Here is a 22247-nt window from a genome sequence, read left to right on the forward strand (position 1 = left end):
CCGGGCCGGGTTCACGGGCGGGGTTCGCGGGGTGGGACTCCGGGGCCTGTCGTTCGGATCAGGGGACGAGGACGACCTTGCCGGTGGTCCCGCGCGTTTCCAGGGCGCGGTGGGCGGCGGCCGCCTCTGCGAGCGGGTAGCGCTGGACGGCGGGGCGCAGCCGGCCGGCCGCGGCCTCGGCGAGGGCGCGGGTCTCCAGGGCGCGCAGGCCGCCGCCGCGCTCGATCATGGCGGGGCCGAGGACGCTCTGCGAGGTGATGGCGCGGGCGACGAGTTCGTCCTCGGTGAAGGTGAGTGGCCGGCCGTCGTGGAGGCCCTGGCCGGACCACCCGTAGACGACGTGCTGTCCGCCCTTGCCGAGGAGGTCGACGGCGGCGCGTGCGGTGGTACCGCCGACGGAGTCGTAGACGACGGTGGCGCGGCGGCCGAGGGCGTCGAGGTGGGTGCGGACCTGGCGGGGCCAGTCGGGGAGCGTGTAGTCGACGGCGAGGTCGGCGCCGTTGGCGCGGACGAGGCCGGTCTTGGCGAGTCCTCCGGCGAGGCCGATGACGGTGGCTCCGGCGTTCTTGGCGTACTGGACGAGCAGGGTGCCGATGCCGCCGGCCGCGGCGGTGACCAGGACGATCGACTCCGGACCCAGCGGGGTGAATCCGAGGATGCCGAGGGTGGTGCGGCCGGTGCCGATCATCGCGACGGCTTCGGCGTCGTCGAGGCCGTCGGGTACGGGGTGGAGCTTGTCGGCCTCGGTGACGGTGAGCTCGGCGTAGCCGCCGGGGACGTTGCCGATGTGGGCGACGACGTGCCGGCCGAGCCAGCCGGGCTCTGTGCCCTCCCCGAGCGATTCGACGGTGCCGGTGATTTCGCGGCCGGGGACGGTGGGCAGCGTGGTGGGGGCGGGGTAAGGGCCGGTCATGCCCTGGCGCAGGGCGGTGTCGAGCAGGTGTACGCCGGCGGCGCGGACGGCGATCCGGACCTGGCCGGGCCCGGGGACGGGGTCCTCGACGCGCTCGTGGACGAGGTTCTCGGCGGGGCCGAAGGCGTGGAGGCGGACGGCGTGCATGGTGGGCTCCCCGGGGTGTCGGGTGTCGGGTGTTGGTATCGACGCCGGTGCCGGTGTCGGTGAGCCCACTCTTCGGCCTCAAGCGCGCTTGAGGTCAAGCGGTGTCCGGGAGGTATAGGTGGAGGTCGAGGTGGTGGTGGCGGTGGAGGCCGTGGTGCGGTGCTCGGTGGCGCGGAGGGCGAGGAGAGCCGCTTCGATGCCGCTGTTGAAGGAGACCTCACTGAGCAGTCCGGGCGCGGCGACCTGGTCGCCCGCGAGGTAGATGCCGTTGCCCCGGTCGATGGCGGGGCGGTCGCGCCAGGTGGTGCCGGGGTGGTCGACGGCTCCGGTGCGACCGGTGGCGAGGGCGTCGCGCCGCCACACGGTGCGCTCGCGCCAGCCCGGGTACCCGAGGTCGAGGAGTTCTTCGGCGCGGGCGGTTCCGGTGGACCGGGACTCGCCGGGTGCGAGGGGGAACTGCCCCTGGAGGAGCTGCTCGCCGACGGGGGCGAGGGTACGGTCCTGCGCGGTGAACCGCTCGATCCAGCCCGGGGCGTCGAGGTCGGACACGGCGAACGCGTCGCCGCGGCGGGTGCGCAGGGCGAGATCGATGAGGGCGGTGCGGCCGGAGGGCCAGGTGAGGCTGGGGTCGTCGAGGAGGGCGCGGGCGGCGTCGAGGGAGGTGGCGACGACGACCGGGCCGGTGCGGGCGAGGGCGTCGAGGGCGGCGGTGTCGATACGGGTCGCCGTCTCGATGCGGACGCTGAGGTTCCAGGCGTGGGACGCCATCCGGTCGATGATCTGCGCCCAGCCGCCGATCGGGTAGCGGGCTTCCGGCGGCAGTGCGCCGGCCCGGTGCAGCCGTTCCTGGACGAACGCGGCGGAGAGGCTGCCGGGGTCGTGGTGGAAGAGCGCGACGGCGGCGTAGTGGGCGGCGATGCGGGCGCCCTCCTCGCCGATCTGCGCGGTGGCCCAGGTACGGAAGTCGAGGTAGGCCGGGACCCGTACGGCGCTCCGGCGGCTGAGCCGGAGGAGGGCGAGGGGCGGGGTGCGGCGCAGGGTGGAGCGGTGGCGGAAGCGGAGCCGGGAGGCTTCGAGGGGAGGGACAGCGGTGGTGGGCCCGAGGAGGTCGCGCCGGTCGAGCCAGGTCCAGTGGGGGCCGCGACGGTAGAGGGCGTGCGGGCCCTCGTTGGTGCGGTACGGGCCCTCCTCCGCGGTCCTGGCGCGTCCGCCGAGGGTGTGGTGCGCCTCATGGACGGTCACCAGGGCGCCGGACTCGGCTGCGGTGATGGCTGCGGTGAATCCGGCGAGACCCCCGCCGATGATGTGGATGCGCTGCATGGTCGTCCCCGTCTCCTTCGCCTCTGTCTTCGTCTTCGCTGGAGGTGCCTTCGCGTACATGACGGGCGGCGGGGGTCCGGGTGTGACATCGGCGGGCGGGGCGTTGTCAGTGGGGTGCGTCACGATGGGGGCATGGTGCGCAGCAGCGGTAGTGGTCAGGGGAGCGGCAGGGGCCGGGGCGGCAAGGACGGGGTCGCGGCGGCGCGGCGCCCGGAGGTGCGGCTGCCGCCGCTGGAACCGTACGGCGGCGAGGGCCTTGAGCCGGACGGGGATTACGACGGGGTGCGCTTCGAGTCCGTGGACCTGGCGGACGAGTCGGGTCCGGGCGCCCGGTTCATGGACTGTGCGCTGGAGGGCTGCGCGCTGGACCGTACGGAGCTGGTCAGGGCCCGCTTCATCGATTCGGTGCTGACGGGCGTACGGGGGGTGGGCACGGATCTCGCCGGGGCGTCGCTGCGTGACGTGGAGCTGGTGGACGCGCGCCTGGGCGGGGTGCAGATGCACGGCGCGGTGCTGGAACGGGTGCTGGTGCGGGGCGGGAAGATCGACTACCTGAATCTGCGGAAGGCCCGGCTGAAGGACGTGGTCTTCGAGGGCTGTGTGCTGTCCGAGCCGGATTTCGGGGGCGCGCAGCTGGACCGGGTGGAGTTCCGGGACTGTGTGCTGAAGCGGGCCGATTTCAGTGCGGTACGGATGGAGTCGGTGGATCTGCGGACGGTCGCGGAGCTGGACATCGCGCGCGGGGTGGAGCGGCTGGCGGGTGCGGTGATCAGTCCGTCCCAGCTGATGGAGCTGGCCCCGGCGTTCGCGGCGCAGATCGGGGTGCGGGTGGAGGCGTGAACACGCGCTGAGGAGGGGGCCCGGTCAGAGGCGGGGGAAGCGGGCCTGGAGGTCCCAGACCACCGGGTTGTCGGCGAGGCCCTCGTGCATGTCGGCCAGGTCCGCGATCAGGTCGTGCAGGAAGTCGCGGGCCTCGCGGCGCAGCAGCGCGTGGTTGAAGGTGAGCGGGGCTTCCTCTGCGGGCATCCAGTCGGCCTCGACGTCGACCCAGCCGAATCGGCGCTCGAAGAGCATCCGGTCGGACGACTCGGTGAAGTCGAGCTCCGCGAACTGGCGGCGGTGCGAGCGGTTGCCCCGGGGGTCCTGGTCGAGCTGCTCGACGATGTCGCACAGGGCCCAGGCGAAGTCGAGCACCGGCACCCATCCCCAGCCTGTGGATACCTCGCGGTCCTCCTTGGTGTCCGCGAGGTAGACGTCTCCGGAGAACAGATCGTGCCGCAGCGCGTGGACGTCCGCTCGGCGGTAGTCGGTCTGCGGGGGATCGGGGAAGCGCCGGGAGAGGGAGTAGCCGATATCGAGCACGGTTCGATGGTGTCATGCCCGGCGTGTCGCTCGCGCCGCGGCGGGATCGGGGCCCTGGCCGGGGCCGTTACCAGGACCGGGGCCGGGGCGGCGCAGCCACGCGGCCCACGGCGTTGATCAAACGGGCGCCTGGCCTCCCCGGACGCCCCGCACGCCCGGCACGAACAACGTGCCCGTGTGCCGGGTTCCGGGGGGCGGTGCGATGGCGGAGGCGGACACGTCCCAGGCGGCACTACGGCTGTCGGGCGCGTCGCGTCCGTTCTTGTCCTCGTTCTCCTTCGCGGGCGGCCGACCGGCTGGGTGTGCGCCGCGCTGCTCCTTCTTCGCAGCTCACGCTCGGGGCTCAAGCGTCGAGTTCCGAGCGCTCTTTCAGTGGAATGGGTGGCGGGATTGAATGCCCACCCACCCTCCCTGCCTTGAGGGTTGACTTTTCGCGATCGACTTGCCACGGACGGTAGTCGCGCTCTAGCGTCAGCAGAACCAAGTCGGCCCCCATCGGTGCAGAAACACCTAACAGGGGCCTGACCACTTCGATCGTTAGGCCCGATCTGATGGCTGCCGGCCAGCTTAGTGCTGCCCCTGTTCCCACGCTTGATCACCCGATGGCCAATCCCGGGTACGGCAAGCGTTCCGCGCCCGGCCAACGTGCCCGTAGCGCCTCGGACTTCGCTCACCTCCTGCCCCGTGACGGCGCCGTCGCCGCGTACATCGACGGCCTGTGCGACGGTGCCGACATCTCCGTGAAGACCCTCGCCAAAGTGCTTCCGTACGGCCAGTGCGCGCTGCGGACGACGTTGAACCGGCTCCAGGAGGCGGGTCACCTGCGCCGGGGCAGCGAATGCGTTGCGACCGAAGAAGCCCTGCTCTGGGTCACCCGGACGTTCTTCTCCCGCACCTCACGCGGGGATGAGTGGTGGGACGCTTTCATCCGGGGCGACGCACCGCCGCAACCAGCCCAACGGCCCACCCGTTCGCGCTCGTTCATCCTGCTCGCCGCCCTCGGACGCCACACCCCCACGCTCACGCTCTCCCAGGCGGACTGCGCCGCACTCGAACCGCAGGTCAGCGAATGGTTCGCACGCGGCGCCACCGAGCCTGAAGTCCTCCACGCCCTGACCGACGGCCTGCCCTCACCCATCCACCACCCCGCAGCCCTCCTCCGTCGACGCCTCCTCGACAAACTCCCACCCGTACGCGAAGCCTCCTCCACCCCCCGAGTCGTCCTGCGCACCCTCGAATGTCGCGAGTGCCGTGCCCCCGGCAGTGCGCAAGCCATGCCCGGCGGACTGTGCGGAAACTGCCGGGGCAACCCGGAACCCGCCCCCACCGGCCCCGCAGACGCCGTCCCCGACCACGGCGTACGCGCCAGGATGAGCGCCGTACGCGCCGGACTCGTACCCCGCGCCGAGCGCGGACGCGGGTGACGCCGTCGCACGTCTGTGCCGTTCCGTCGATCTCGGACATCATCGACACGGCAGCGCACGGCAGGGAGAACGGCTACGGCCGACGAGGCGAGGAGACGCATGGAACCCTCGGCGCAACGTGAACTCTTCACAGGTCCCGGTGCCGATGTCGAGGACCCGGGGGCACTGCTGCCCGCGTACCTCGACTGGTTCCGCGACACGCTGCGACGCAAATGCGACGGACTGCCGCAGGAGTTCCTGAGAGCCCCTGTGGCTCCCCTGGGATGGTCGCCGCTGGGTCTCGTGCAGCACCTCGGCTGGGTGGAGCGACGCTGGATGCGGTGGGGGTTCGCCGCAGAGGACGTCCCGCCCTACCCGCAGGGCGGGGAGCAGGCCGAGTGGCACGTGCCCGAGGAGTTGGCAGTCGCAGAGGTGTGGGCACGTTTCGAGCGGGAGGCGGCGGCGAGCCGCGCCCTGTCCGCCGGTGTGGGCCTGCATACCCCGGCCAGGACCGGCGGACGCTTCCCCGAGGGCGGGCAACCCCCCGTGCTGGGGCGCATCCTCTTCCACTTGTTTCAGGAGTACGCCCGTCACATCGGCCACCTCGACGTGGCGCGGGAACTCATCGACGGCGAAACGGGGGAGTAGCCGCAGGCACCTGGCGGGAGGACGACGTCGGGGGGTGAGGCGGGTGGCCAGGGCGACGGCCTCCTCGCCGCTGCCTGCCTCGCCCGCCACCTCGATGCCGGGGGCAGCTGACAAGAAGGGGTGACGCTGTCCGGAACTACGCGGACGTGGTGCGGGTGAAGCCGAGGGAGGCGAGTCCTTCGGATTGGCACAGCCGATCCGAGGGACCGTCGGCTTCGGTCTGGAGGAGCTGATAGGCGGCGCCGTGGGACTCGCCCCAGCGCATCGCTGCCCGCCACAGGACGCGACCCAGTCCCCGGCCCCGAGTCTCGGGCAGGACAGCGAAGTACTGGGGCATGAGCTGGGGGCGTCCGATGGCATCGGGGAGCACTTCCATCGGGCCGATCGCACCCACGATGCGGCCGTCGACGGCAGCGGAGAGCACCGGGCCGCACCGGCCGGTCTGCATCCGGGCGTGGAGGAAGGTCAGGCCATCGGCGGCCATGGTTTGGGCGAAGGGAGCGAAGGTCTCCTGCACGGAGGCGGGCCAGTCGGTGACGGGCCGGACCGGGCCGTCGGGGTCGGGGCAGGGGCCGGTGGTGAAGTCCTTCAACTGGATGCGGGTGCCGTGCGGGTGTGCGGTATCGGGACCGAGGGGGCGTACGACCCAGGCGTTGACGACGTCGTGCGTGGCGGCGAGCTTCGCGGCCAGCTCGGCGGCCTCCTCCACGACGCTGTCGCAGAGCCCGTAGGCGAAGACCTTCACCGTGCCGCGCCCGCGCCGGGTGAGGGTGGGGACGAGGGTGCACTCGGGCCGATGGACCACGACTTCGCGGAGGGCTTTCTCGTCCTTCTCGCCGCTCCAGCGCCGGTCTTTGTCGTAGGGCAGGAAGTTTCCGGTGTCGGCTGCCCGCAGAACGTCCTCGAAGATGCCGACGGTAAGGGCGTCGGGGTGGACGGGACCGAGGGTCGGCACGATCGGTGCGGTCAGTTGGGGCCGGAGCCAGTCCCAGCGGAAGAACATGCGCAGCACCCTAGCGGTGGGACGGGCAGGGCTCAGGCCCGACGCGAGTACGCCGGGGCCTGAGCGGAGTTGACGGTGGTGTCGGTCAGTGGGGGTTGTCGTCACCCGCGTCGCAGGAGCACTCCGCGCTCTCCACGATCACGTCGAGGTCCTGTACGGCGGTGATCGACGCGGTTGCGACGGGCGGGGCCGCGCGGCGGGCCGAGGCCGGCGGACCGGGAAGGATGGTCACCGGTACGGGTGGGGTCATGAGGCGTTCTCCTTGTCTCCGTGCTGGCAGTAGCTGTGCAGCGGCGCCTTGGCCTCCTGGTAGTGCTTGGCCAGGGGGCGGCAGACCCGGCAGGTGCCGGACAGGGCGCAGCCCTCGCACCCACCGGTGCGAAGCATGAGGCGATCGGCAATGGCGCCGAGCCGGGTGAGGCCATCGATGCCTTCGGCCATCAGATCGATCTGGTCGTCGCGGCCGACCTTGCAGATCGAGACCTTGGCGTGCGGATCGGCATGGAAGAACGTGTGTCCCGCGTTGCAGCCGGCGAACGGCTTGCGCTGCCGCAGGTGCGCGGCGGACTGGGCGAGCAGCGGCTCTCCTCCGCCGTAGATCGTGGGCGTCATGTTCGTGTACGCGTGGTTCTCGACGTTCCACGCGTCGGCCAAGGCGGCCATCTCGTCGGCCTCGGAGGCGCTGTCCTCGGTCACCACGACGTTGATCCGCAGCGGCAGCCCCGCTCCACGGGCGGCGTCCACGCCGCGCCGGAACGCCTTCCACGCCCCGCGTCGCTGAGTGAGCGTGTCGAAGGACTCCTCACTCGCCCCGTACATGCTGACGACCAGCCGGTAGGGCGGGCAGTCCCGGAAGAGCTTGAGGAGGTCGGGCCGCCAGAGCAGCGAGCCGTTGGTGGAGATGGTGAGCATCATCCCGGTCTGCCAGGCGTACCGGTAGGCACCCTGGAAATGGGGGTCCATGGTGGGCTCGCCGCCGGTGATCTGGAGCCAGAGGACACCGGCCTCGCGCATGATGTCGAGCAGTCGCACCTTGTCGTCCCAGCCGAGGCCGGAGAAGGGGCGCTCGCCGAGGTAGCAGTGCTTGCAGCCGAAGTTACAGCCGAGGTTGATCTCCCAGGAGGCGCGGCAATAGCCGTACGAGGACGGCTCGCGTACCAGCACGGTGCCCTGCGCGGTCCGGCCGTCCAGGTCGAGGCCCCACATGTCGGCGGCGGTCTGCACCGCCCAGGTGGGAAGCGACCCACCGCCGATGGCGGCCTGGCGCAGGCTCTCGAAGTGGTTGGCGGAGATGCGGGCACCGGCCCGTGCTCCAGGCTTGAGAAGAAGGTGTCCGTCGAGGAACGGGGAGGCGATCAGAGCGTGGGCCATCGGTGGCCCTCCTTCCGGATCACGGAGCGGGACAGTGCATGGTGCTCCTGGCGGCCGGTGCGGCAGTGGATCTCGCCCAGCCCGTCGCAGGTGCCGCAGGTTTTGCCGGACGAGTTGGCGCCGCTGCCGCCGCAGTCCCCGCACTGTTCGTCGCGAGGCGAGCGAGGGCGCTGCGTCTTGTGCGGACTCGCGATCAGCCGGTGCACGAGACCTCGTCCAGGGCGTCTTCCCAGGTGTGCTGTTCGGCGTGCCCGGCGAACAGACAGCAGCCCTCACCGTCAGGACCCGGGGCGACTGCCGCGCAGTCCGGCAGCACGACGAGTTGCGCCTCGTCCGTCCCGTGCCAGCGGAGCCACAGCGCGGTCCCGTACGCGCAGGCGTCGGTGAGGAGACCGAAGTGCTCACTCTCGTCGTGCGCGGACAGTTGGCACTGCACCGCCCTGTCGACGTACGGGGCGGCCGACATCTCCCGCGCTTCCCGTGCCAGGCCGAGGGGCACCCGACGCCAGTGCGCGCACCGCATCATGACCCCATCCGGAAGGATGCGACGGCATTCCGTTCTTGCTGCGAGCACCGGGAGCAGACGCACGACGGGAAGCGCCCCGGGTCCTCCGGGGCTACCGGGTCTTCGCCCACGAGTACCTCCGCGAGAGGCCCCCACGTCTGGCCGGAGTCGCGGGAGACCCGCAACGTCATCCGTACGTCGTCCTGTCCGTTCGCCATGGTCAGGAGCATCGCGGTCCGCAGGCCCGGCCAGAAAGGCCAAGCGGGTTACCCAACCTGGGTAACATCACCCTCGGTTGGCCAAGAGCAGTGATCCGTAACCCTCACGTCGGAGCGTGCCCGATGCCCGAGCCACGCTCGAAGGAACTCCCGGTCAGCCTGCTCACGGACCCAGTGATGATCGAGGCATGCCAGGTCAGGGACTGCGGCCGCATCTTTCAGCTGGTCAAGGCACGAGCAGGTATCTATCCGTCGATGATCGCGCGCCGCTGCGACCTGACCCCGAGCCGCGTGGGCGAGGTGATCGCCGGGCGACGGCAGTTGCTGCACATGGACGTGATCGAACGGATCTCTGACGGGCTGCGCATCCCCGGACACATGCTCGGACTTGCCCGACGCTCCTGGGAGACACCGCCCAGCCTGACGGCCATGCCCCGCGAACCGGCCAAGGCGGCGACCTCAGCCGTCGAACCGCTTGTCGCCGGACTACCGGGGGCGGACGATGATGCCCGATCCTCAGCCGCCGATACGGAGCTCTCTGCCAAGCTCGCTCGTCACGCAGCGGAGACCAACGTCAACACGCTCGTACTGGATCAGTTCGATGCTGATGTTGAACGACTTGCCCGGGACTTCGTCAGCCGGCCCCTGCCTTTTCTGATCCCGGAGATTCGCACAGCTCAGGGTGGCGTGTTCCAGTTGCTGGAGGGTCGGCAGCGCCCCAGTCAGACCCGTCACCTGTATGTGGTCGCGGGGTGGCTATCCGGTCTTGCGGCCCATGTGTCGCTTGACCTGGGGGATCGCTCCGCCGCAGCTACGCATGTCCGCACTGTGGTGCAGTGCGCGGAGATCTCGGAGCATTCACCGTTACGGGCATGGGCGCGGTCGTTCCAGTCACTGGCCGCCTACTGGGCGGGGGACTACCGGAAGGCAGGAGACCTTGCGCAGGCCGGGCAGAACGAGGGCCGAGGCCCCGGTACGGGAACGATCAAGGCTCGGCTGCTGAGCTTGGAGGCACGAGCCCGCGCAGCCGCAGGGGACAACCGCAGCGCGCTGCGGGTACTTGCACTGGCCCATGAGGCGCGGGGCGCTGCGGGACCCGACGAGCTGCCCGGGGTCTTCTCGTTTCCCGAGGCCAAGCAGTGGGCCTACGCCGGGACAACTCTGTTGGCCGGCGGGGGCGATGAGCAGATCCGGCACGCTATAAGCGCGTCCAATCGCGCCGTGGAGCTGTACCAGTCCGGGCCGGAAGGCGACCGCTCCCCCGGCGATCTACAGGCCGCCCATCTGGACCTGGCCACGGCCTACCTTGCCAGCGGTGAAGTCGAGGGAGCTGGTGTGAAGCTCTCGGAGGTGTTCACCGCCGAGGGATACACGGCGAGCATCACCATCAGGCTTCGCAATCTGGCCGCGCTCCTCGGAAGCGAGCCGTACCGTGGCGCACAGTCGGCAGTCGATCTCCGCGCGCACATTCACGAAGTGACCGTCCGGCCCGCTCTCGCCAGCAATCCTACGGAGTCCCGATGGCCGCCCGGCCCGCACAAGATCATTTGGTCACCGATCGCAGCCTTCTTTCCACCAAGGCGTACGGCACGGGTAAGCACCTGGCTGCTCGTCAGTCCCTCTACCAGTGGCAGACCCCGAGCCACGACCTTCCGGGCATCGTTGTGGACGAACTGGCCGACGTACGCGGTGTCGTCGCCGACGTGGGTTGCGGTAACGGGAAGTTCGTCGCCCGGGTGCGGGACGACCGTCCCGACCTGAACGTGCTGCCCATGGACGTCTCTCACGGCATCCTCGGCGCCATCCCCGGAGCAGTCGTTGCGGACGTCCAACAGCTGCCCATAGCGGATGGAGTCCTCGGCGCGGTTCTTGCGCTGCACATGCTGTATCACGTCCAAGACCAGGCCAAGGCCGTACGGGAGTTGGGCCGTGTCCTGGCACCCGGCGGCATCGCGATCGTCTCCACGAACAGCCAGACCGACAAACGGGAACTGGAGCACCTTTGGCGCCGGGCCGCAGGCGATGTGCTGGGCATCCAGGAGGGCCCGGCCCGCGTGCAGTTGTCCGCCCGATTTACCCTGGAGGACGCTCCGGCGATCCTCGGTACGGTCTTCGGTGAGATCCGCACGATCCCCCTTCCAGGGGTGATCGAGGTGACCGACGCTGAACCGGTCGTCGCGCACTTGGCCTCGTACGAAGCCTGGGCCGACAAGATGGGCGTTCCGTTCGGGGATACGATCGAGCGCGCGCGGGAGCGCGTCAACGAGACCATTCAGGCAGAGGGCTCTTTTCGTATCACTTGCCTGGGCGGCATGCTCGTATGCCGAAAGAACGGTGATCGCGCACCCCAATCGAGGCCGCCGGGTCTTGTGCGGGATCAAGATTAGCTGGTGCACGATGCCTCCTCCAGGGCGTCTTCCCAGGTGTGCTGCTCGGCGTGCCCGGCGAACAGACAGCAGCCCTCACCGTCAGGACCCGGGGCGACTGCCGCGCAGTCCGGCAGCACGACGAGTTGCGCCTCGTCCGTCCCGTGCCAGCGGAGCCACAGCGCGGTCCCGTACGCGCAGGCGTCGGTGAGAAGACCGAAGTGGTCGCTGTCGTCGTGCGCGGACATCTGGCACTGCACCGCCCGGTCGACGTACGTGGCGGCCGACTTCTCCCGTGCTTCCCGTGCCAGGTCGAGGGGCACCCGGCGCCAGTGCGCGCACCGCATCATGACGTCACCCGAGAGGAGGCTCCAAGGTGCGGGGAGTGGTCCCTGCAGCGCGGGCACGTGCATGGCGGGAAGCGACCGGGGTTGTCGAGGGCCATGGGGACCTCGTCTTCCTGTACCTCTGCCACCTGGCCCCAAGTCCGGCCGGAGTCGCGGGAGACCCGGAGCGTCATGAGGGCTCTCGGTGCAGAGCCCAGGACCTGCGTCTGCGCCTTTCCTTCCGGCTCGTGCGCCAGAGCCTTGTCTCTCGTCGTCATGACCGAACTCCTCTGTGAATCCCGCAGCTCGTCTGGGGCAACATCCAGGAAAGCGCGCGAAGTCCGAGGTCTCCACGGCATCCATGCGGCAGTCTTGCCGCAGGTCCGTGCACGGGCTCTGAAGGCCCCGAAACCGCGGGAAGGCGGCGCCATGGGACTGGCGGAACGACGCAGGGCCCTGGGCTACAGTCAGGAGAAGTTGGCCGAGTTACTCGGTGTCGACCGCACTACTGTCGGCCGCTGGGAAAGCGGCAAAGTCGCCCCTCAGCCGACCCAGCGAAGGTCCTTGGCCACCGCCCTCGAAATCAGCCTCCAAGAGCTGGACGCTCTCCTGGTACCGCTACGAGGCGCAGACCGGACGGCCGCAGGGCACCAGTCCAGTGACCCCCCGAGCGCGGGAGACCCCGACGAAATGATCCGCCGCGAATTCCTCCGCATACTGACTGTCAGCGGGGTCTTTACCACCCTGCCGGTCGAGGAGGCCGAGGCCCTCACCGAGGGCGTCCGCCGTGGGGCGCCCGCCGACTTCGCACGCATGAACAGCCATCTCTGGCAGGTCTACCAACTGGCCCGATCCAAGGGCTCCGTGTACCCCGTCGTCCGTGACCAGCTGACGACACTGAACGAGGCGTTGGCGGGCCACCGTGGAAGCGCGCGGCCCCTTCTCAACGCAGCCTCCGACCTCTTCCAGCTGGCCGGAGAGGTGGCGTTCGACAGCAACCGGTACTCCGACGCAGCCGCGTCGTACTCGCTCGCGGCATCGATCAGCAAGGATGCCGAGGCGTACGACCTTTGGGCATGCGCGCTCGTTCGCCACGCCTACGTGGACATGTCCGATCAGCGCTACAGGCAGGCGGCGCAGGTGCTCGACGCGGCCGAGCGACTGGCCGGGCGGGGGGACAACAACCTCTCTACTCGGTATTGGGTCGCTTCCGTCCAGGCCGAGGCATACGCAGGCCTTGGCGACCTGGACGCGTGCGAGCGTGCGATGGATCAGGCGGAGACCGTCCGCGACCTCACTGCGGACAGCGTCAACGGGGGATGGCTTCGGTTCGATGGTGCGCGGCTGGCCGAGGAACGTGGATCGCGCTACGTACAGCTCGGCCGTCTCGATCTGGCGGAGAACGCCTTGAAGGATGCCCTGGAGCAGACGGCCCTTGCATCCGGGCAGTCGTACCGGCGACGTGCAGCAGTGCTCACCGACCTGGCCGCCATCGGCGCGAAGCGACAGGACGTCGAGCAAGTCGTGGCGTACGGCGGGGAAGCTATCGACCTCGCCCGAGCCTCCGCGTCCGGGTACGTCGCCCGTAGACTCCAAGCCCTGTGCGACGAGTTCGGTCCCTTGAGCCGCGACCACCGCGTGGCGGAGCTGGGGGCGGAGATCGCCACGCTGAGCACGCCGTGACGAGAGGGGTAGGCATGCCGCAGACCGAGGGTGCACGACTGTTCCGGGAAACCTGGATCGCGGGAGTGCACCAGCATTTTCCCGGGGAGCCGAAGGCCGGCTACGTCACCCCGTGGGAAGACACCCCGCAGTGGGAGCGCGAGGCCGCAGGCTCGGTCTACGACCAGGTCCGGCAGTTCGTCGAAGTCAGCGGCGGCCGCACATCAAGGTTGTCCCGTGAGCAGAAGAGCCGGTTCGTCGCGATGTGCTGGACGGCGCAGATGTTCAAGCACTTCGAGGAGCCGAAGCCGGGCTACGTAGCGGACTGGCCCGACCTGCCGTCCTGGCAGCAGGAGACGGACGCCGACATCTTCGAGGCCATCGAGAAGGCGTGCAGCTGATCATCGCTGGATGCCGGTGGGGGCAGAGCGTCGACCGATGGGCTTCTCCACGGTGACGCCGGACCATCCGCAGCCCGCAGCCCTCACGGCAGCAGCCGCTGCTCCTTCGCCACGGCTACCGCGCCGGCGCGGGTGTCGACGTCGAGCTTGTCGTAGATGCGGCCCAGGTGGGTCTTGACGGTGGCCTCGCTGATGAACAGGGCGCGGGCGATGTCGCGGTTGCCCAGGCCCCGGGAGAGCTGGCCGAGGATGTCGCGTTCGCGCTCTGTGAGGGTGGGCAGCGGTTTGCGCATGCGGGCCATGACGCGGCTGGCGACGGGCGGCGAGAGGGTGGTGCGGCCCTGGGCGGCGGAGCGGATCGCGGCGAAAAGCTCCTCGGGGCGTTCGGCCTTCAGCAGGTAGCCGGTGGCGCCGGCCTCGATGGCGCGGGTGATGTCCGCGTCCGTGTCGTACGTGGTGAGGACCAGGACGTGGGCGTCGTCGGTGGAGGCCACGATCCGGCGGGTCGCCGCGACGCCGTCGATGCCCTCGCCCAGCTGGAGGTCCATGAGGACGACGTCGGGGGTGAGACGGGTGGCCAGGGCGACGGCCTCCTCGCCGCTGCCTGCCTCGCCCACCACCTCGATGTCGGGCTCGCTGCCGAGGAGGGCGAGGAGCCCGGCGCGTACGACTGCGTGGTCGTCGCAGAGCAGGATGCGGACGGGTGTGGGGACGGGCGGATGTGCGGGCGGGGGCGCGGCGGTCATTCGGGGTCCTCGGGGGTGATGGAGGTGAGGGGGACGGTGGCCGTGACCACCGTGCCTTCGCCGGGCGCGGACTCGATGGTCAGGGTGCCGCCGAGCTGACTCAGCCGGGCGCGCATCGCGGGCAGCCCGTGCCCGCGCACCCCGCGCGCTTCGGTGGACGCGGTGGGCGTGAAGCCGTGGCCGTTGTCCGCGATGTCGAGGACGGTCCGGTCGTCGAGGTGGGTGAGGGTCAGGGCGGCCTCGGTGGCGCCCGCGTGCTCGGTCACGTTGGCCAGGGCACCCTGGGCGATCCGCAGCAGCGCGGACTGCACCCGGCCGGGCAGCGCGGCGGCGGGTGCGCCCTCGACGTGGCAGCGGACGGTCAGCCTGCCCTGCGCCTGCGCGGTCTCGCGGGCGGCGAGCGCGTGCAGCGCCGCGTCCAGGCCGCCGCCCTCCGCCAGGTCCGCCGGGGCCAGGTCGTGGACGAAGCGGCGGGCCTCCGCGAGGTTGCGTTCCGCGATGCCGGTGGCGGTACGGATGTGGCGGCGGGCGGTAGCCGGGTCCGTGTCCCAGGTGCGGTCCGCTGCCTGGAGCAGCATCTGCTGGCTCGACAGGCCCTGGGCCAGGGTGTCGTGGATCTCCATGGAGAGCCGCTGGCGCTCCGCGAGGGTGCCCTCGCGCCGTTCGGTGGCGGCCAGTTCGCGGCGGGTGCGCAGCAGGTCGTCGATCAGCTCGTTCTGCGTGGCGGCCTGGCGCTGCATGTGGACGAAGACGGCGGTCGCGACGGCCGCGACGGCGGGCGGGGCGAGGATCAGGTTCGGGTCGAAGCCGTCGGCCAGCCGCAGTTGCGCGGCGACGACGAACAGGGTGAGCAGCGCGACCAGAGCGAGCGCGGCGCGCGGCGGCAGGATGCGCAGCCCGGTGTAGAAGAGCGGCACCGCGCACCACGCGAAGCTCGGCGCGAGGACGACCAGCACCATCCACACGGCGACCAGCGCCCCCAGCCAGAGCAGGCTGCGCGGGGTCGGGCGGGAGCCGAGCACCGGCCCGATCACGTACAGGGCGGCCAGCGCGACGGACAGCCCGATGATCCACGGGGTGCGGGCCTCGCCGGGGTGACGCAGCAGGAACCGGGTCAGCGAGGCGCCCAGGAGCAGGAAGAACGCGGCGTGCATGAGCAGGGAGAGGCTGCGGGTGTCGGGGTCGGCCCGCTCATGTCCGGAGAGGCCCCGGGTGTCGGGGTCTCCGGATTGCCCGGCTGCGCCCGCAGAGTGGCTTCGCCGCTTCATCTCTTACCCCCTTCTCCCGGCCGTGCCCCGTTCCGCGCACTGTCGCTGACCTGCGCGGACACTCCATCGTCACCCCGAACGACCCGGTCCGCATCAACCGATCGGCCGATGGGGCCGTCAGCCGTACCGCGCGCGGGGTCCAGCCGGTACGCCGACCGTACGGCCCCGGGTCCGGCCCAAGGATGGAACACAGACCACAGGAACACTTACGGCCACTCCAGAGGAGCCCACCATGAAGAAGATGTCGCTGCGCACCCGCGTCCTGACCGGTGCCGTCGCCGCCGCCGCCCTCGGGGCCGGCACCCTCGGCGCCGTGTCCGCGAACGCCTCCGCCCCGGCCGCCGCGCCCGCCACCGCCGTCAAGGCCGACACCGCGAACCGGAACCTCCAGCAGTCCACGCACCTGACCGTGGACGCCGCGTCGAAGGCCGCGCAGGCAGCCCTGGACGCGGCGGAGAAGGAGCACCAGAAGGTCGCCGTCTCCGTCGTCGACCGCAACGGCAACACCATCGTCACCCTGCGCGGCGACGGCGCGGGCCCGCAGGCGTACGAGTCGGCCGAGAAGAAGGCGTACACCGCCGTGTCCTGGAACGCGCCCACCTCCGAGCTGGTCAAGCGGCTGACCCAGACCCCGAACCTCAAGGACATCCCTGGCACCCTGTTCCTCGCGGGCGGCGCCCCGGTGCAGGTCAAGGGTGCTCCGGTCGCGGGCATCGGAGTGGCGGGAGCGCCCAGCGGCGACCTCGACGAGAAGTTCGCCCAGGCCGGCGCCGCCGCCCTCGCCAAGTAGCCGGACCGGACACAGGAGAGACACATGAACGCCCTCGATCAGCAGCTGCTCGACGCCGCACGCACCGGCGACACCGATTCCGTGCGGACCGCGATCGAGGGCGGCGCCCGGGTGGACGTCCGCGACGAGGAACTGCGCACGCCGCTGCTGCTCGCCGTCCACGGAGAGCACGTCGAGGTGGCCCGGCTGCTCGTCGCGGCGGGCGCCGACCCCGATGCGCAGGACCGGCGCGAGGAGAGCCCCTGGCTGGCCACGGGTGTCACCGGCAGCGTCCCGATGCTGCACGCGCTGCTGCCGGCCGGGCCCGATCTGAAGCTCCGCAACCGGTTCGGCGGCATCGCGCTGATCCCGGCGAGCGAGCGCGGCCATGTCGCCTACGTACGGGAGCTGCTCAAGGTCACCGACATCGACGTCGACCACGTCAACCGGCTGGGCTGGACGGCGCTCCTTGAGGCCGTGATCCTCGGCGACGGCGGCCGGGCACACCGGCAGATCGTCGAGCTGCTGCTGGCCGCGGGTGCGACGCCGGGGCTGCCGGACGGCGACGGGGTCACGGCCCTGGAGCACGCGGAGCGCCGGGGCTTCGCGGAGATCGCGGCGCTGTTGCGGGATGCGCGGTGAGGGCCAGTCCTGCCGGGCAACCCCGTCCCGCCCGGCAGTCCCGTCACCCGGTGAAAGCCCGTCACGCGGTCGTCGCCCTCGCGGCGGTGGCGGTGCTCGTGGGCTGCGCGGCGGACCGGTCGCCCGCCACCCAGCCCACCGCGACCACCACCGCGACCACCACCCCGAGTGCCCCCACCGCGAAGCCCTCCGCCGCGAAGGCGCCGACCAACGCGGCCGGCACCACCCCCGACGGCACCCTGCTCGTCGCGGACTTCGGCGGGGACACCGTGACGTTCGTCGATCCGGAGCGCGGCGCGTTCGACCGGGTCGAGGTCGGCACCGCCCCGTACGGGCTGGTCGTCGGCGCGGACGGCCGGGCCTGGGTGGCGACGGCCGAGGGCGTCGCGGTCGTCGACACGAAGACGCGTACCCGGACGGCCCGCATCCCGTACCGGACGGCGACCGGCCCCGTCACGACCGGCGAGTACCGGGGCGGCGGCATGGGCATCGCCCTCGCGCCCGACGGCCGGCACGTCTACGTGGGCGTCAACGTGCCCGGCGCGAACGGGGTGCTGGAGGTCATCGACACCGGCACCCGCGCGGTCACCGGCACCGCGCCGGTCGGCCGCCGCCCCTTCGACGTGGACGTCTCGCGCGACGGCGGCGAGGCGTACGCCACCGGCCACGACTCCTTCGACGTGACCGCCGTCCGTACGGACACGCTGCGCACCCGGCGGATGGAGGTCGCCCCATACGGCACAGAGGGCGGTCTCGGCTCCTGGCTGAAGCCGCACTACGCGGCCGTACGGCCGGGGGACGGCAAGCTGCTGCTGCCGTTCGAGGGCGAGCGGCTGGCGGTTCTCGACCCGCGCACCGGGAAGGTCGACGTCGAGCGGATGACGGCCAACACCCACCAGCACGGCGCGGCGCTGACCCCCGACGGCACGCTGCTCGTCGTCGGCACCGGCCCGATCGCGTCCGACGACGAGGACGCGTCGCTGACCGTCCGCGCCCCCGACGGCACCGAACGCGTCGTGCCCCTGGACGGTCCGCACGAGGACGTGGCGGTCTCCGCCGACGGCCGCACGGCGTACGTCACCGGGGGCTTCACCCGGGACGGGTACTGGAACGGGATCACCGTCGTCGACCTGGCCGGTGGCACGGCTCCGGTCCGGCTGGCGGCGGGTAACCGGCCGCTGGGGATCGCGGTGCTCTGAACCCACGGCCCGGGAAACCTTGGTCCGGGCATCCCCCTACTCCGACATTCCGCACATAGGATCATCGGCGTGGATCATCGACATCCGGTACGCGGCACGGCACGCACACCCCGCAGGGCCGCTCCGGTCGTCCTGCTGCTAGCCCTCGCTCTCCTCGCCCCCGCCTGTACCGGCGGGGTGGAGGGCAAACCGGGCGCCCCCGGGGTGCGCGACCCGTACTTCCCCAAGCTCGGCAACGGCGGTTACGACGTCACGCACTACGGCCTCACGCTCGATGTCGACCCGGACGAGCAGACGCTGCGCGGCACCGCCGAGATCACCGCACGCGCCACCCAGGACCTCAGCTCGTTCAACCTCGACCTCGACGGTCTCACCGTGGACTCCGCGACGGTGGAGGGCAGGCCGGCCGCCGTCAACCGGGCGGGCAGCGAGCTGACGCTGCGTACGGATCCGAAGGCCGAGGACCGGCTCCGTAAGGGCGAGACGTTCCACACCGTCATCCGCTACTCCGGCTCCCCGAAGACCATCACCGACCCGGACAAGTCGGAGGAGGGCTGGCTGCCGACCGACGACGGCTCCGTCGCGCTCGGTGAGCCGACCGGCTCGATGGCCTGGTTCCCCGGCAACAACCACCCGAGCGACAAGGCCACGTACGACGTGTCGGTCACCGTGCCCAAGGGGCTGACGGCGGTGTCCAACGGGGTGCAGGCCGGGCCGCCGACGACGGAGGGCGGCCGCACCACCTACCGCTGGCACACCGCGGAGCCGATGGCGAGCTATCTCGCGGTCCTGGCCGTCGGGCGGTTCGAGACGAAGACCTCGACGATGGCGGGTGGCATCACGGTGTTCACCGCCGTGGACCCGGAGTCGGCGGAGGCGAGCGCCAAGACCGTGGCCCGGGTCCCCGAGGTCGTGAAGTGGGAGGCGGAGCACTTCGGCCCGTACCCGTTCTCCGCCACCGGCGCGATCGTCGAGCGAGAGGACGACGCCGGGTACGCGCTGGAGACGCAGAACCGGCCGTTCTTCCCCGGCCCGCCGAGCGTCGGGCTGCTCGTCCACGAGATGTCGCACCAGTGGTTCGGTGACTCGGTCACGCCCGCGAGCTGGCGGGACATGTGGCTCAACGAGGGCCTGGCGACCTACGCGGAGTGGCTGTGGGAGGAGGAGAAGGAGGACACCCCGGCCCAGGAGTCGTTCGACGAGGCCTACGCGGACGACGACAACTGGGCCTTCCCGCCCGCCGATCCGCCGTCCGGGTCCAACATCTCGGACCCGCCGGTCTACGGGCGGGGCGCCATGGTGATCCACAAGATCCGCGAGGCGGTGGACGACGACAAGAAGTTCTTCGCGCTGCTCGCGGGCTGGACGAAGGCCCACCGGCACTCCAACGTCACCACCGCCGACTTCACCGCGTACGTGGAGAAGGCGACGGGGCTGGACCTGACGCAACTGTGGAAGAAGTGGCTGTACGGCGGGAGCCGGCCCGCCGCGGACGGCTGACCGGCTCCCTGAGCAACGGATGGACGATCGGGGATCGGGCGTTACTTCACGTTGACGCCGGTCCAGGCGGCGTCAACGGCCTTCAGCTCGGCGCTGTCCGCGCCGTAGAGGTCGGTCGCAGCCTTCTCGGTCGCGGTGCGGGCGTCCGCGTAGTCGGTGGAGGAGGTCATGTACTCGGAGAGGGCCTTGTACCAGATCTGGATGGCCTTGTCCCGGCCGATGCCGGTGACGGTGGAGTTGTCGGAGGTCGGGGAGTCGTAGTCGACGCCGTTGATGGTCTTCGCGCCGCTGCCCTCGGCCAGCAGGTAGAAGAAGTGGTTGGCGACACCGGACGAGTAGTGCACGTCCTCGTTGCCGACGCTGCTGCTCCAGTAGTCGGCCGAGCCGCCGTCCTTGCTCGGCTCGTCCATGTAACGCAGCGGGGTGCCGTCGCCGTTGATGTCGATCTTCTCGCCGATGAGGTAGTCACCGACGTCGGTGGCGTTGTCGGCGTAGAACTCCACCGAGGTGCCGAAGATGTCGCTGGTCGCCTCGTTGAGGCCGCCGGACTCACCGACGTAGTCGAGGTTGGCGGTGGACGAGGTCAGCCCGTGGCTCATCTCGTGCCCGGCGACGTCGAGGCCGGTGAGGGCGCTCTTGTTGTCGGCGCCGTCGCCGTACGTCATGCAGAAGCAGCTGTCGTCCCAGAACGCGTTGACGTACGCGTCGCCGTAGTGGACCCGGGAGTACGCGGCCTTGCCGTCGCCCGCGATGCCGTCGCGGCCGAGCACGTCCTTGTAGAAGTCCCAGGTCTCGGCGGCGCCGTAGTGGGCGTCGACCGCGGCGGTCTGGCGGTCGTTGCCGGTGCCGTCGCCCCAGGTGTTGTCGTCGTCGGTGACCAGGTCGCCGGTGCCGCTCTCGCCCTGGTTCAGGTCGTACGTCTTGTGGCCGCCCCGGTCGCCGTCGGTCAGCTCGAAGCCGGAACCGGACTCGGTGGTCGACAGGTCCACCTTGCCGCTGTACTGGCTGTTGCCGACTCCGGCGGTCTCGATCTCCTCGTAGCTGTGCAGGACCTTGCCGGTGGTGGCGTCGGTGAGGATGCGCTTGCGGCTCGGGGTGCCGTCCTTCTGCACGCCCGTCTTCACCGACTGGAGCGCGAGGACGGGCTTGGAGCCGCCGGCCCAGATGACCTTGCGGGCGCCGGCCACCGTCTTGATCTTCGCCGTCGTGGACGGCACGGATATCTTGGCGTCGGTCGCCCGGGTGACGCTCTTGAGCTTGCCGTTGCTCGCGGTGTGGGTGACGAGGTCGCCGCCGATGACGGGCAGTCCGGCGTAGGTGCGCTCGTAGCGGGTGTGGACGGTGCCCTTGGCGTCCTTGATCACGTCACGGGCGATCAGCTTCTCCTTGCCGCCGAGCTTGAGCGTGGCGGCGGTCGAAGAGGCGTCGGTCTGAGCCGACTTGATGGCCGTGGTGCGCGCGGCGGCGGCACTGAAGGCGGGGGAGGAGGCGGAGGAGCCGTTGTCGGGGGCGGCCGTCCGGGCGTTCGCGGTACCGGTCTGCACTCCGACGACGACCATCGCGGCCACGGCGGCCAGGGCTGCGGCGCGACGGGTGTTCATGTGGGGGGTCATGGGTTCTCCGTTGCTCGTTCCGTGGGGGGTTACGAGCGGAGAGCGTGCCACCGAATGACCGACATTGACGGTGTACCAACAATTACCTCACAATTCTTTGACCAGTTCTTGTCCGACTGGGGTGCGTCGGTGTCCGCTATCCGGCGGACTTCCTTCGGTTGGGTAACACCGCGTGTCGTGGGCCCCGTTGGGCGTGATCAGTGGTATGCGGACACGCCGGAGCCCCCGGCCGCAGGACGTTCGGCCGGGGGCTCCGGTGAAGCGGTGGGACGGAGCGTCAGAGGGTGACGCCGAAGTCCTGGGCGATGCCGCGCAGGCCGGAGGCGTAACCCTGGCCGACGGCACGGAACTTCCACTCGGCACCGTTGCGGTACAGCTCGCCGAAGACCATGGCGGTCTCGGTGGCGGCGTCCTCGCTCAGGTCGTAGCGGGCGATCTCGGCGCCGCCGGCCTGGTTGAGGATGCGGATGTAGGCGTTGCGCACCTGGCCGAAGTTCTGGCTGCGGGTCTCGGCGTCGTAGATCGACACCGGGAAGACGATCTTGTCGATGTCGGCCGGCAGGCCCGCCAGGTTGACGGTGATCTGCTCGTCGTCGCCCTCGCCCTCACCCGTGACGTTGTCACCGGTGTGCACGATGGTCTGGTCCGGCGTCGCCTTGTTGTTGAAGAAGACGAAGTGACCGTCGGAGAAGACCTTCCCGGCGGCGTTGACCGCGATCGCGGAGGCGTCGAGGTCGAAGTCCGTGCCGGTGGTGGTACGGACGTCCCAGCCGAGGCCGACCGTGACGGCGGTGAGGCCGGGGGCCTCCTTGGTGAGGGAGACGTTGCCGCCCTTGGACAGGCTTACTGCCATGGGAAGTCCCTT

23 protein-coding genes are annotated in these 22247 nt (G+C 70.7%); 11 read left to right on the forward strand and 12 right to left on the reverse strand.

Annotated features, from left to right (window positions below; all coding sequences use genetic code 11):
- Positions 1-58 precede the first annotated feature (58 nt).
- Together ACZ601_RS30090 and ACZ601_RS30095 are read right to left on the reverse strand one after the other, a co-directional pair.
- Positions 59-1060, reverse strand: coding sequence for a zinc-binding dehydrogenase (locus tag ACZ601_RS30090; protein ID WP_469543907.1), 1002 nt, complete (start codon positions 1058-1060; stop codon positions 59-61).
- Between the two features lie 78 nt (positions 1061-1138).
- A complete protein-coding gene (locus ACZ601_RS30095; RefSeq protein WP_469544029.1) occupies positions 1139-2380 on the reverse strand; it encodes an NAD(P)-binding protein in 1242 nt (413 codons plus the stop codon).
- Positions 2381-2512: 132 nt separating this feature from the next.
- Between ACZ601_RS30095 and ACZ601_RS30100 the strand changes: the two genes are divergently transcribed.
- Positions 2513-3220 carry a pentapeptide repeat-containing protein gene (locus ACZ601_RS30100; RefSeq protein ID WP_469543910.1) on the forward strand — a complete coding sequence of 236 codons (708 nt, stop codon included), beginning with the start codon at positions 2513-2515 and terminating at the stop codon, positions 3218-3220.
- Between the two features lie 24 nt (positions 3221-3244).
- On the opposite strand, the gene ACZ601_RS30105 is transcribed toward ACZ601_RS30100, so the two are convergent.
- Positions 3245-3742, reverse strand: coding sequence for a hypothetical protein (locus ACZ601_RS30105; protein WP_440579161.1), 498 nt, complete (start codon positions 3740-3742; stop codon positions 3245-3247).
- A gap of 602 nt (positions 3743-4344) precedes the next feature.
- Here ACZ601_RS30105 and ACZ601_RS30110 point away from each other — a divergent pair.
- Together ACZ601_RS30110 and ACZ601_RS30115 are read left to right on the forward strand one after the other, a co-directional pair.
- A complete protein-coding gene (locus ACZ601_RS30110; RefSeq protein ID WP_469543912.1) occupies positions 4345-5166 on the forward strand; it encodes a hypothetical protein in 822 nt (273 codons plus the stop codon).
- Positions 5167-5265: 99 nt separating this feature from the next.
- Positions 5266-5793, forward strand: a complete 528-nt coding sequence (locus ACZ601_RS30115; protein ID WP_469543915.1) for a DinB family protein — start codon at positions 5266-5268, stop codon at positions 5791-5793.
- Positions 5794-5929: 136 nt separating this feature from the next.
- On the opposite strand, the gene ACZ601_RS30120 is transcribed toward ACZ601_RS30115, so the two are convergent.
- The 4 genes from ACZ601_RS30120 to ACZ601_RS30135 form a co-directional block, all read right to left on the reverse strand.
- On the reverse strand, positions 5930-6796 hold the full coding sequence (locus tag ACZ601_RS30120; protein WP_469543918.1) for a GNAT family N-acetyltransferase: 867 nt from the start codon (positions 6794-6796) through the stop codon (positions 5930-5932).
- Positions 6797-6881: 85 nt separating this feature from the next.
- Complete coding sequence (locus ACZ601_RS30125; RefSeq protein ID WP_162952559.1) at positions 6882-7046, reverse strand: hypothetical protein; 165 nt, start codon at positions 7044-7046, stop codon at positions 6882-6884.
- Positions 7043-8167: a radical SAM protein gene (locus ACZ601_RS30130; protein WP_469543921.1), complete on the reverse strand. Its 1125-nt coding sequence runs from the start codon at positions 8165-8167 to the stop codon at positions 7043-7045. Before ACZ601_RS30130 ends, ACZ601_RS30125 begins: the two co-directional genes overlap by 4 nt.
- 193 nt (positions 8168-8360) lie before the next feature.
- On the reverse strand, positions 8361-8633 hold the full coding sequence (locus ACZ601_RS30135) for a hypothetical protein (protein WP_469543923.1): 273 nt from the start codon (positions 8631-8633) through the stop codon (positions 8361-8363).
- Between the two features lie 380 nt (positions 8634-9013).
- Between ACZ601_RS30135 and ACZ601_RS30140 the strand changes: the two genes are divergently transcribed.
- Both ACZ601_RS30140 and ACZ601_RS30145 read left to right on the forward strand, forming a co-directional pair.
- Entirely contained in the window at positions 9014-10651 is a 1638-nt protein-coding gene (locus tag ACZ601_RS30140; protein ID WP_469543926.1) for a hypothetical protein, read from the forward strand.
- Positions 10564-11277, forward strand: a complete 714-nt coding sequence (locus ACZ601_RS30145) for a class I SAM-dependent methyltransferase (RefSeq protein ID WP_469544035.1) — start codon at positions 10564-10566, stop codon at positions 11275-11277. The genes ACZ601_RS30140 and ACZ601_RS30145 overlap by 88 nt, the downstream gene beginning before the upstream one ends.
- Here the strand turns inward: ACZ601_RS30145 and ACZ601_RS30150 are convergent.
- The gene (locus ACZ601_RS30150; RefSeq protein ID WP_469543929.1) at positions 11274-11669 is read right to left on the reverse strand and encodes a hypothetical protein; all 396 of its coding nucleotides are present in this window, start codon (positions 11667-11669) and stop codon (positions 11274-11276) included. The genes ACZ601_RS30145 and ACZ601_RS30150 overlap by 4 nt on opposite strands.
- A gap of 342 nt (positions 11670-12011) precedes the next feature.
- Between ACZ601_RS30150 and ACZ601_RS30155 the strand changes: the two genes are divergently transcribed.
- Together ACZ601_RS30155 and ACZ601_RS30160 are read left to right on the forward strand one after the other, a co-directional pair.
- A complete protein-coding gene (locus ACZ601_RS30155; RefSeq protein ID WP_469543931.1) occupies positions 12012-13265 on the forward strand; it encodes a helix-turn-helix domain-containing protein in 1254 nt (417 codons plus the stop codon).
- Positions 13266-13279: 14 nt separating this feature from the next.
- A complete protein-coding gene (locus tag ACZ601_RS30160) occupies positions 13280-13645 on the forward strand; it encodes a hypothetical protein (RefSeq protein ID WP_469543932.1) in 366 nt (121 codons plus the stop codon).
- Between the two features lie 83 nt (positions 13646-13728).
- Here ACZ601_RS30160 and ACZ601_RS30165 read toward each other — a convergent pair whose 3' ends face one another.
- Both ACZ601_RS30165 and ACZ601_RS30170 read right to left on the reverse strand, forming a co-directional pair.
- Positions 13729-14391: a response regulator gene (locus tag ACZ601_RS30165; protein WP_469543934.1), complete on the reverse strand. Its 663-nt coding sequence runs from the start codon at positions 14389-14391 to the stop codon at positions 13729-13731.
- Positions 14388-15659, reverse strand: coding sequence for a sensor histidine kinase (locus ACZ601_RS30170; protein ID WP_469543937.1), 1272 nt, complete (start codon positions 15657-15659; stop codon positions 14388-14390). Before ACZ601_RS30170 ends, ACZ601_RS30165 begins: the two co-directional genes overlap by 4 nt.
- A gap of 232 nt (positions 15660-15891) precedes the next feature.
- Between ACZ601_RS30170 and ACZ601_RS30175 the strand changes: the two genes are divergently transcribed.
- From ACZ601_RS30175 to ACZ601_RS30190, 4 genes are all read left to right on the forward strand, one after another.
- A complete protein-coding gene (locus tag ACZ601_RS30175) occupies positions 15892-16449 on the forward strand; it encodes a GlcG/HbpS family heme-binding protein (protein ID WP_469543940.1) in 558 nt (185 codons plus the stop codon).
- Between the two features lie 24 nt (positions 16450-16473).
- Entirely contained in the window at positions 16474-17070 is a 597-nt protein-coding gene (locus ACZ601_RS30180) for an ankyrin repeat domain-containing protein (protein ID WP_469543942.1), read from the forward strand.
- A 50-nt stretch (positions 17071-17120) separates the two neighbouring features.
- Complete coding sequence (locus ACZ601_RS30185; protein ID WP_469543945.1) at positions 17121-18269, forward strand: YncE family protein; 1149 nt, start codon at positions 17121-17123, stop codon at positions 18267-18269.
- Positions 18270-18338: 69 nt separating this feature from the next.
- On the forward strand, positions 18339-19769 hold the full coding sequence (locus tag ACZ601_RS30190) for a M1 family metallopeptidase (protein ID WP_469543948.1): 1431 nt from the start codon (positions 18339-18341) through the stop codon (positions 19767-19769).
- Positions 19770-19810: 41 nt separating this feature from the next.
- Here the strand turns inward: ACZ601_RS30190 and ACZ601_RS30195 are convergent, their stop codons facing one another.
- Entirely contained in the window at positions 19811-21382 is a 1572-nt protein-coding gene (locus ACZ601_RS30195) for a M4 family metallopeptidase (RefSeq protein ID WP_469543951.1), read from the reverse strand.
- A gap of 277 nt (positions 21383-21659) precedes the next feature.
- A complete protein-coding gene (locus tag ACZ601_RS30200) occupies positions 21660-22235 on the reverse strand; it encodes a TerD family protein (RefSeq protein ID WP_024493494.1) in 576 nt (191 codons plus the stop codon).
- Positions 22236-22247: the final 12 nt, after the last annotated feature.

This window comes from Streptomyces sp. NPDC104307, assembly GCF_055584045.1.